Here is a 9,619-nt window from a genome sequence, read left to right on the forward strand (position 1 = left end):
TCTGGGGGTACCCCCTGCTCGAAGAGCTTGGGGGAGTGCCGGCCGGAAGCCCTCGTACTGGATGCACTTGGGCTTTCGGCCGGTGAGAGCCGGAGTGGTGATGTCGCACGACGGCCGGTGCGCGAGGGTGAGTCCCCTACGGCATCTGCGCGTGGCCGCGGTGCCGGCCGGGCTCGGAATGCTGGTCAGCATCGCACTCGCCACCATCACCACTGTTCGGCCGGGCGCGCGATCGACCAGGCCGTGAGCAGCGGCACCAGCGGCAGAACGACGAGCGCTCCATTGAGGTTTCAGTCTTCCCCTTCGTTCCCGGGCTGCCCCAGCAGGTCACTCAGCAGCCGCTCGCCGTCCGGGTCGAGTCCGGTGACGAAGCCGGCCAGCACCGCCTCACGGTCGCTCTCACCATCCAGCACCTTGCGCATCTTCCGGGCGGCCAGGCCCGCATGGTCCGACGAGGGCGTCCAGGCGAAAGACCGGCCCACGCGCTCCCGCGTGACCGCACCCCTGGCCAGCAGCCGGGTCAGGATGGTGATGACGGTCGTACAGGCGAGGCCGCCGCCCAGGCGCTGCTGCACCCAACCGGCCGTCGCCGGGCCGTCCGCCTCCCGCAGCGCCGACAGGATCAGCGCCTCCAGCTCACCCTGCCCCGCCGCCGGGGACGCTGCCGCTGCTCCGCCACCACCTGTCTCCCTTCCGTGGCCCCCCGCTTCCCGGTCGGACATCGCATAGACGCCCTCATGACGACCACGCCACAGGCGAGCTCCCCCGGCCTGCCGGCAGTAGGGGAAGTTCGCAACTCACGGGACAGGACAGGGACTTCGGGGCGACAGCGCAGAGGCCGCAGCCGGCCATCAGAGACCCCCGCTTCCTCTACAGTGATGTAGATTCTTTACCCGGGGCCCGCGATCGGGCCTCGACCGCATACGCAGAGAAGGAGTACCTCGTGGGAGTTTCCCTGTCCAAGGGTGGCAACGTCTCGCTCAGCAAGGAGGTGCCGGGTCTCACCGCCGTCCTGGTGGGCCTGGGCTGGGACGTACGCACGACCACCGGCACCGACTACGACCTCGACGCATCCGCCCTGCTCCTCGACGCCTCCGGCAAGGTCCCCTCGGACCAGCACTTCGTCTTCTACAACAACCTGAAAAGCCCGGACGGTTCGGTCGAGCACACCGGCGACAACCTCACCGGTGAGGGCGAGGGCGACGACGAGTCGGTCAAGGTGAACCTCGCCGCCGTGCCCGCCGAGATCGACAAGATCGTGTTCCCGGTCTCCATCCACGACGCCGAGAACCGCGGGCAGAGCTTCGGGCAGGTCCGCAACGCCTTCATCCGTGTCGTCAACCAGGCGAACAACCAGGAGATCGCCCGCTACGACCTGTCCGAGGACGCCTCCACCGAGACCGCGATGGTCTTCGGCGAGCTCTACCGGCACGGCACCGAGTGGAAGTTCCGAGCCGTCGGCCAGGGCTACGCCTCCGGACTGGCCGGTATCGCCACCGACTTCGGCGTCAACGTCTGACACGCACGAAAGCAACGCCACCCGACCTGCCACCCGAGGACAGGCCGGGCGGCCCCTAGACAGTCAACCGGGAGCTTACGCGGCCGGCCCGACCCGCCTCCGGCTGGAGGACCGAGCGGACTTCCAGGCAGTCCTGCACCCGGCGCTGAGCACGGCCGACATCAGAACAGCCCTTCTCGCCGGCCCCACCGGCGACGGACCGCGTGCGGGCCCGCACGCTGAGGGACACCGACGAGATCGCGGTTTGCCGCCTGCCTCGCACGCCGCCGGGGCGGCGCCCAGCCGTAACGGCGGAAGCGAATGGCCTCCCTTCGCCTCCCGGCCCCGGCCCGCCACGCTCTGGGCCCGGCGCGGCCGAGCGCGTGCGTGCCGGAGACGGGCCGACTTGTGGACGGGCTCGATGATCAGCGGAGTGGGGACGGGGGGCCGCCGGGGCCCCGGACGCGGTTCACCGCGTGCCCGGCATCCGGGAAGCCTTCACGACTGCGTCCGTGCTCGGACCCGACTTCCGCCGACCGGGTTCAGAGCCTCTGAATGCCCCAGAAGGCGGCGACCAGCACGACGATCACGGCCGCCACCAACCAGACGGCCAGGCCGACACGACGCATCCACGGGCTCACACTCCGCTGATGCCCGCCGGCCACGCCGCCACACCCGGCGACGATGAGCCACTGCAAGTCGGGGACGCCGTCTCATGAGCGCCTCGGGCACGGACGACGAACCCCGGCTGCGGTCACCAATTCGCGCGCATGTCAGTGGTCGTCCCAGTGCCCCTCATGAGCGGCGTGACGGTGACCGTCGTGCAGGTAGTCGGTGTGATCCTCGTGCGGCACGGCGACGTGGCCGCACCCCTCACCGTGCTGGTGGTCGTGGGCGTCGTGGGCGGTATGACCGGCAGCGGTGCACTCGTCGACATGGTCGCCGTGGACCCGGTGGATGTGGCCGTCGTGCGCGTAGTCGGTGTGGTCGCCGTGCGGGAAGGCAACGTGGCCGCAACCCTCGCCGTGGGTGTGCGCGTGCCCTTCGTGCGTGCGGTGGTCGGTGGCGGTGGACATGGGGGACTCCTCGCTCGCCTTTCTGGCCGCCCGCGGACCTGCCCCGGACGACGAATTGCGACATCAACATATGGCGACTTCTGCATCAATGGCGGAGCCACCACCCACGCTTCACACGCAGATCACCGCAACTCCACTGACATCAGTCCCTCGATGTCTCCGTGGTGCCCATGACCGCTCAACAAGCCACGATCGGCGCCATGTTCAGCGCAGGTGCCGAGGAGTTCCACCACTGGTCGCCACCGCTGTAGGGCCGGGCAGGCAGGCCCCGGCGGAGGTGTCGTCCCCGGCCCTCGGCGAAAGGGTGGTCGATGCCTGCCGCGGGGCCGGGGCGTCGGCGCTGCCCGCCGCCCGTGCGGTCGGCGACGGCGGGCTGGCCGACGCGGTCGACCTCGCCGGTGCCCTCGTCGCGCTCGGCGAGCGGCGCGCTCGGCAGGAGGCCTGGCCAACCTGCGATTCCACCAGCACGACGTGACGGCATGGGCGGCACCGGAGGACGTCTGCGACCTGGTGCAGTGCGCCCTGGGCGTGTTCTTCTTCCCCGACATGGACCGCGACACCGCCAAACTCGCCGGGCTCCTGCGACCGGGTGGGCGGCTCGCGGTGACCGTACGGGAGAAGGGGGCGCTCGGCGGCTGGGGGCAGGCGTTCAAGAGCGCGGTCGAGACGGAGCGTGAATGGCCGGGTTCGTCGCAGTCGGCCCGCCGGCTCGGATCGACACCTCCGACACGCTCGCCGCCTTGCTGGAGGGCCCCGGACTGAGCGGCCCACGGGTCGTACGCCGGGATCTCGCCGTGCATTTGACGCCCGCGACCGCCTGGGACCTTGCAGTGGGCAGCGGCACCCGGCCCCGGCCGACGGGCGCGCGCCCGCCGCGGTGGAACGCGTTCGCGCCCACTTCACCGCCGCGCTGGAGGCATCCGCGGTGACGGACCTGGACGTACGGACGCTGTGCACCACACCGCATGAGGGCGGACGGCGCCGCGGACCGGACCGGATCGGATCGGCGCTTGCCACTTGCACGTGGAAACCGATCAGTTTACGGTAAAGGAAACCGATCAGTTTCCCCACGAGTTCAGGAACCCATGATGACGACAAATCGACCGGCGGCACTCGTGACGGGTGCGTCATCCGGCATCGGGAAGGAAACCGCGCTCGCGCTGGTCGCAGCGGGTTTCGACGTGATCGGCACAAGCCGCGACACGTCACGCGTCAGCCCGCTCGACGGTGTGTCGTTCCTCGACCTCGACGTGGCCAGTGACGCCTCGGTCACCACCGCGGTCCAGCAGGTGATCGAGCGGTTCGGGCGGATTGACGTCCTGGTCAACAACGCCGGCGTCGGCTCGATGGGTGCGGCCGAGGAAACCTCCGTCGCGCAGGCCCAAGGCGTCTTCGACACCAACGTTTTCGGGGTCATGCGCATGGTGAAGGAGGTCCTGCCGCACATGCGCGCTCAGGGACGCGGGCGCGTCATCAACATCTCGTCCGTGGTCGGGCTCATCCCCTCGCCCTACATGGCCGTCTACGCCGCCTCCAAGCATGCGATCGAGGGCTACACCGAGTCCCTGGACCACGAGGTCCGTGAGCACGGCGTCCGGGCGCTTCTCGTCGAACCCGCCTACACCAGGACCGGATTCGAGGCCAATAGCGCGCGGCCCGACACGCCCCTTCAGGTCTACGCGAAGCAGCGGCGCGTCTTCGACCGCCTGATGGCGGAGGCGATCAAGGACGGCGACGCCCCCGCCGTCGTCGCCAAGGTGATCGTCGCGGCAGCTACCGACGCGAGGCCGAAGCTGCGCTACACCGCCGGCCCCGTGGCCGGACGCGCGAGCACGCTGCGCCGCGTCGTTCCCGCCTGGGCCTTCGACAAGCAGATTCGCAAGCTCAACCGGCTGGCCGGCTGACGCCCGCACCGAGACGGGCCCTTTCGCCGTGTTCCGGATCGCCATGTTCACGACGCCGTCCGTGGGAAAGTCCGCGACAGCGCCTTTCCAGCTCGCCGGGATCAGGGCGGAGGCTCGGGCTGTCTCGATCACCTCAGCAGCTGCACACCGAGCTGGGTTACCGCGCGGATACCGGTGGCCGGATCCCACGGCGCTCCGCTCGGCGGGCGACCAACAACTCCATGACAGGCGGCATCACCATCGAGCTCGCCGAAGGCACCTACCGGCTCTCCGCGCCGCTCGCCTTCACCTCGGCGGACTCCGGCACAGGCGGCTACACGGTGTTCTGGAAGGCCGCGCTGGACGCCCACCCCGTCATCACCGGAGCGCAGAAGGCCACCGGCTGGACCGTGCAGGACTCGGCCAAGAACATCTGGCGGAGCAGCGTCGGCACCGGCTTCGACACGCGCCATCTGTCCGTCGACGGCGTCATGGCCACCGGGGCCCGCGCCGAGGTCACCCGCTCGGACCTGACCGCGACCACCAACGGCTACACGTTCACCAACAGCTCGCTGAGCTACCTCAACAACCTCGCGCAGCCCGGCCGGACCGAGATCCACGGCATCGGATCCTTCACCGACCGCTATGCCCCGGTGACAAGAAGGGCTGATCAGACGGTAGTTGCCGCGTCGAACCTGATGTCTCGCAGAACGGATCCTGCAATAACACGGAGGAGCCGTCTTCGCATGGCGACGCCGGCCCTATGAGCCTGAAGAGAGGCTCTACTCTGCCGCCGGGATCGAGCCCGACCAAGAAGGGGGCACTTCTCATCAGGCGGGCTCGTCATGCGGTTTGCCCGGGCTGGGTGCGGCGGGCGTAGGCGCGGGCGGCGCGGGCGCGGTCGCCGCAGCGGGTGGAGCACCACTGGCGGCGGCCCTGGCGGAGCAGGTAGCGGTTACAGGGAGGGGAGCCGCAGGCGGTGAGGCGCTCGGCGTCGAGGGAGGTGAGCAGATCGGCGGCGTCGGCGGCGAGGGCGGCCAGGGCGTGGTCGACGATCTGGGTGGTGGGGTGGGGGGCGGCGCGGTAGGGGCCGGTTTTTTCGTCCCACTGCAACAGCGGGGCCGTGGGGACGCGAGTCATCGCGTCATTGATGGCCGTGACAGCGGCCGGAAGGGCGGGAAGCCCAGCGGCGCGGGCGGCGAACAGCGACCTGATCTGTTCGCGCATCGAGCGCAACTGTGAGGCACACATTTCCAGCATGCCCGCGTCGACCGGTGCGAGGCCCCGCTCCGTCAGCCACCGGTTGGTCTGCGCAGGAGTGCCCAAGCGATCAACCGTATGCCCGCCGGGCATCGCGATCGCGCTGTTGGCGAGAGCGAGGGAAAGGTGCTCTTCCTCCCCCTGTGCAGGCGGCAGGGCGGGCTCTTCGATCAAGGACTCCTCCATACCTCTCATGGTACGGCTGCATGCTTCCGTGAGAATCCGCTACGGTAGCCTCTCGGTTCGAGAGACATCTATCCGTGAGGTGTTTTCTTCGTACCTTCTCCCTCTTCCGTGACCGACAGTTCGCGGTCCGCGTCTTCGGCGGCCCGACCGCGCTCTTCGAGTACGGCGGTCTGCATTTCCTGACCGACCCGACCTTCGACGGTCCCGGCGACCCCATGAGGCTGGGCACGTGGAGTTGAAATGTGCCGGACGGCCTGTGGGAGCTCGCCGTTGATCCCCGAGGACCGGGTGCGACCTGCGGAGGCGCGGCCGACCGGCACTACGCATCCGGATGGCCTCTGATGTCCCTGTCCGCCAGGAGTTCACTGATACGCACGTCAACCTGCTCGCAGTCATATCCTCGCCCCACGACCTGGAACAGAGGCGGACTCGCTGCCGAGTCGGTTTCGGACAGGGCCGCGAGATAGCGGTCGACCTGATCGCGGGCGTAGCCCTTCCGCACTACATCGAAGCCCCGGGCACCGGACGGCGACGGCGCCTCCCAGCCACTCATCTCGCACCCGTACATGCGTGTCCTCAGGGCTGAGACCCAGCGCCTGTGCACCCGGCCTTCGGCGGCAGCGAAGCGTCCGGCCATCTTCGCAGTCCGTGCTCGCGGGCTTCGCAACGTCCACAGCGCCACCGGTGCGCCGATCGCGACCAACGCGGCAGCGGTGTAGAGCCCCGCTTGGTATCCCGCCAGAAATGCCTCGCCGGCGTGGGCTCCCGCGGAAGCCGCCGAGTGTTGCCGGTACGTGACGATCACACCGACCACGGCGATGCCGAGGACACCCGAGGCTTCGCGGGTGGCGCTGAACAAGCCGGCGGCGATACCTGATGCGTGGTCAGGAGCGGATTCAAGAGCCCGCGTCGTCAAGGGAACCGCCATGGCGGAACCGATGCCGATACCGGTCAGCCCGGGCAGCAGGTCGGTGAAGCCGCCGGCGGCGCTGCCACGGGCCACGAGCAACAGTCCCAGGGCCACAAGAAGCAAGCCCACTGCCGACAACCGGCCCTCGCCCCACCGCCGGGCCATCTTCGGGACCAGTACAGCGGTCACGAGCAAGGCTGCCGCCACTGGCGTGAGCGTCAGGCCGGCGGACGTCGGGCTGAAATCCAGCACATTCTGCAGGAATTGTGGAGTGAAGAAGAAGACGCCGGTGACTCCCAGGCCCCACAGCAGCTGGGTAACGATTCCTCCCGCGAACGCCCGTCGACGAAGCAGGTCGGCAAGCGGTGTGCGCCTGGTCGGCGAAGCCGTTATCACGACGGCAATCACGCAGATCAGGGACGCGATTCCAGGAACAACGATTCTCATGGCCGTGAAACCGTAGCGGGGCCCCTCGATCAGGCAATAGGCGAATCCGCCGAAGAAAAGACAGGCCGGCATCACTGTGCGGAGGGGAAGGGCGGAGTGTGGCGGCTGCCACGGGACAGCGCCGTCGGGCTTGGCGGCGCGAGGGATCGCCGCGACCGTCACGAGCAGGGAAAGAACGCCGAGCGGCGCGTTGATCGCGAACAGCCAGTTCCATCCCAGGTGCTCTGTGATGATGCCGGAGATCACGGGGCCGCAGGCGAGTGCGGTGGCCAGTGCCCCGGTCAGTGCGCTGATGCCGGCATTACGCGCGCCGGGGGGCAGATCCTGGGTCAGCAGCGCGAGCGAAGCCGGCGTGACAAGAGCCGCTCCCACCCCCTGCAGCCCCCGCCAGACGGTCAGATCCAGTCCGTTGGTGGACATGCTGCACAGCAGTGAGGAAGCCGTGAAGAGGGCGATGCCCAGCACCAGCGTGGGGTGCCGCCCTCTGGAGTCCACACAGCGGCCCCCCAGCAACAGGAAGCTGGAAAAAGTGAGCGGGTACACCGTCGCGACCCACTTCAGGCCGGACTCGCTGAGGTCCAGCTTCTCTTGGATTTGCGGAAAGGCGACGTTGACAATGGTGTTGTCGAGAGCCGCCATGAAAGACGGCAGGATGATTGCCACCAGAAGACCGAATCCGCGCAGTCGGCTCATCAACCATGCCTCGGAAGTCGACCCGGATCGACGGGGGGCGAGAGCAGCCCGGGCGCGTTCGAACATGTGGACCGGCAGTCATCTTACCGAGTGGGCCAACGGCCTCAAGTGGACACGCCACGCTTGCCCATTCTACTTTCCTACCTTTCCGGGGCGCTCCTCCGGTCCGCCCTGCGCGCAGCATGGATGCGAATGAGGATATCCGGCAGCGGACCCCGCGTGTCGTCCTGTCAATATCATGAGTTCATGTTTCGCTGACGCTGAATATGGGCCTCTCAGGCATTGCCGGAACGATCGGAAGCACGCCCGTACCCGCGCTTCGCTTTGCTGTTCGGAGCGCGCCTCGGATGGCGAATCGGTCGGATCACGGGAATGCCCTGTCATGCTGTCCGACCCTTATGAAGGCATGGTGATCAAATGTCGTCAGCCACGGGCGATACACTCAGCCGCCATTTGGCCCTCTCCGCCCGGCAGGCACCCGATGAAGCGGCCTTCACCTTCGTGGACTTCGACGCCGACAGGGACGGGACCTCGGTTGAGCTGACGTGGAACGAGCTGGACAGACGGGTACGGACGGTGGCAGCAGGGCTGCGCCGGGCGGGCGCGGCAGGCGAGCGAGTAGCCATCGTCGCACCGCAGGGCCACGACTACGTGATCGGGTTCCTGGGCGCAGTGTGCGCGGGCGCGATTGCCGTGCCGCTCTTCCCACCGGACCTGCCCGGCCACGGCGAGAAGCTGGCGGCTGCGCTGACCGATGCGGCACCCTCCCTTGCCATCGCCGTCCCCGGGCAACGAGAAGCGGTGGCCGACTTCTGCGCCGGCCACGGTATTGCTTCCCGTCTGCGCGTCGTGAGCGTCGAGGACCTGCCGCAGAATGCCGGAACAGCGGGTACGGAAGCTCGGACAGCCCGGGAGCCGCAGCCCGAGGACTGCGCCTACCTGCAGTACACGTCCGGATCGACGAGGATGCCGGCCGGTGTGGAGATCACCCATGCCAACGTCTGCGTCAACGCGCGGCAGGCGATGGAAGCGTATGACCTCCGCAGAGGACGCAACTGCTCCGTGAGCTGGCTTCCGCTGTACCACGACATGGGTCTGATGCTGGGGATCGCCATGCCGGTCGTGGGCCGCATGCGGTCCGTCATCATGGATCCGCTGGATTTCGTCCAGCAACCGCTCCGCTGGCTCCGCTTGCTCACGCGCTATGACGGAGCCCTCACAGCCGCACCGAACTTCGCCTACGACTACTGCGTCCGGCGCGTACCACCCGAGGCACGGGCCGACCTGTCCCTCGGATCGGTCGCCGCCATGATCAACGGAAGCGAGCCCGTCAGCCCGCGCACTCTCGAGCGTTTCCACGAAGCCTTCGCGCCGTCCGGCATCCGCAGGACGATCATGCGCCCCTCCTACGGCCTCGCGGAAGCCACTGTATTCGTCGCGGCATCGCCTGCCGGGGAGGAACCGACCGTCACCTCCTTCGACCGGAAACTGCTGGCGCAGGGCACCGCGCGTGTCGCTGAACCGACCGAAAACGGATCCATCACCGAACTGGTCGCCTGCGGCCGGCCGACCGATCAGGAAGTGGCCATCGTCGATCCTGCCACCGGCCGCCGGCAGGAGGACGGGACGGTCGGGGAAATCTGGCTACGGGGCCCGAACATCGGAC

10 protein-coding genes and 1 pseudogene are annotated in these 9,619 nt (G+C 68.5%); 6 read left to right on the forward strand and 5 right to left on the reverse strand.

Annotation, left to right across the window (positions count from 1 at the left end):
- Positions 1 to 290: 290 nt before the first annotated feature.
- Positions 291 to 679, reverse strand: a pseudogene (locus AOQ53_RS17140) (BlaI/MecI/CopY family transcriptional regulator).
- A gap of 264 nt (positions 680 to 943) precedes the next feature.
- On the opposite strand from AOQ53_RS17140, the gene AOQ53_RS17145 reads away from it, so the two are divergent.
- On the forward strand, positions 944 to 1,519 hold the full coding sequence (locus tag AOQ53_RS17145; RefSeq protein WP_059418266.1) for a TerD family protein: 576 nt from the start codon (positions 944 to 946) through the stop codon (positions 1,517 to 1,519).
- Between the two features lie 752 nt (positions 1,520 to 2,271).
- Here the strand turns inward: AOQ53_RS17145 and AOQ53_RS17150 are convergent.
- The gene (locus tag AOQ53_RS17150; RefSeq protein WP_059418267.1) at positions 2,272 to 2,574 is read right to left on the reverse strand and encodes a hypothetical protein; all 303 of its coding nucleotides are present in this window, start codon (positions 2,572 to 2,574) and stop codon (positions 2,272 to 2,274) included.
- Between the two features lie 178 nt (positions 2,575 to 2,752).
- The gene (locus AOQ53_RS45215) at positions 2,753 to 3,055 is read right to left on the reverse strand and encodes a hypothetical protein (RefSeq protein ID WP_174523310.1); all 303 of its coding nucleotides are present in this window, start codon (positions 3,053 to 3,055) and stop codon (positions 2,753 to 2,755) included.
- Here AOQ53_RS45215 and AOQ53_RS45220 point away from each other — a divergent pair.
- From AOQ53_RS45220 to AOQ53_RS17165, 3 genes are all read left to right on the forward strand, one after another.
- A complete protein-coding gene (locus AOQ53_RS45220; RefSeq protein ID WP_059418268.1) occupies positions 3,046 to 3,336 on the forward strand; it encodes a class I SAM-dependent methyltransferase in 291 nt (96 codons plus the stop codon). The genes AOQ53_RS45215 and AOQ53_RS45220 overlap by 10 nt on opposite strands.
- Positions 3,337 to 3,662: 326 nt before the next feature.
- Entirely contained in the window at positions 3,663 to 4,478 is an 816-nt protein-coding gene (locus AOQ53_RS17160) for an oxidoreductase (protein WP_201785078.1), read from the forward strand.
- A gap of 221 nt (positions 4,479 to 4,699) precedes the next feature.
- Positions 4,700 to 5,224, forward strand: coding sequence for a hypothetical protein (locus tag AOQ53_RS17165; protein ID WP_059418271.1), 525 nt, complete (start codon positions 4,700 to 4,702; stop codon positions 5,222 to 5,224).
- Positions 5,225 to 5,300: 76 nt separating this feature from the next.
- Here AOQ53_RS17165 and AOQ53_RS17170 read toward each other — a convergent pair whose 3' ends face one another.
- A complete protein-coding gene (locus AOQ53_RS17170; RefSeq protein WP_201785079.1) occupies positions 5,301 to 5,912 on the reverse strand; it encodes a CGNR zinc finger domain-containing protein in 612 nt (203 codons plus the stop codon).
- Positions 5,913 to 5,977: 65 nt separating this feature from the next.
- On the opposite strand from AOQ53_RS17170, the gene AOQ53_RS44665 reads away from it, so the two are divergent.
- Positions 5,978 to 6,142, forward strand: a complete 165-nt coding sequence (locus AOQ53_RS44665; protein ID WP_167745726.1) for a hypothetical protein — start codon at positions 5,978 to 5,980, stop codon at positions 6,140 to 6,142.
- An 80-nt stretch (positions 6,143 to 6,222) separates the two neighbouring features.
- Here AOQ53_RS44665 and AOQ53_RS17175 read toward each other — a convergent pair whose 3' ends face one another.
- Positions 6,223 to 7,953, reverse strand: coding sequence for an MFS transporter (locus tag AOQ53_RS17175; RefSeq protein WP_167745727.1), 1,731 nt, complete (start codon positions 7,951 to 7,953; stop codon positions 6,223 to 6,225).
- A gap of 453 nt (positions 7,954 to 8,406) precedes the next feature.
- Here AOQ53_RS17175 and AOQ53_RS17180 point away from each other — a divergent pair.
- Positions 8,407 to 9,619: AMP-binding protein (locus tag AOQ53_RS17180; protein ID WP_059418275.1), on the forward strand; the 1,213-nt coding region annotated here is incomplete at its 3' end.

Origin of the sequence: Streptomyces azureus (assembly GCF_001270025.1) — a bacterium.
Taxonomy (GTDB): Bacteria; Actinomycetota; Actinomycetes; order Streptomycetales; family Streptomycetaceae; genus Streptomyces; species Streptomyces azureus.

What these genes read in the sequence shown, in the direction of transcription:
- AOQ53_RS45215 (WP_174523310.1), bottom strand. Translation starts at nt 3,055, where the DNA reads ATGCCGTCACGTCGTGCTGGTGGAATCGCAGGTTGGCCAGGCCTCCTG.
- AOQ53_RS17165 (WP_059418271.1), top strand. Translation starts at nt 4,700, where the DNA reads ATGACAGGCGGCATCACCATCGAGCTCGCCGAAGGCACCTACCGGCTC.
- AOQ53_RS17160 (WP_201785078.1), top strand. Translation starts at nt 3,663, where the DNA reads ATGACGACAAATCGACCGGCGGCACTCGTGACGGGTGCGTCATCCGGC.
- AOQ53_RS17170 (WP_201785079.1), bottom strand. Translation starts at nt 5,912, where the DNA reads ATGAGAGGTATGGAGGAGTCCTTGATCGAAGAGCCCGCCCTGCCGCCT.
- AOQ53_RS17150 (WP_059418267.1), bottom strand. Translation starts at nt 2,574, where the DNA reads ATGTCCACCGCCACCGACCACCGCACGCACGAAGGGCACGCGCACACC.
- AOQ53_RS17175 (WP_167745727.1), bottom strand. Translation starts at nt 7,953, where the DNA reads ATGAGCCGACTGCGCGGATTCGGTCTTCTGGTGGCAATCATCCTGCCG.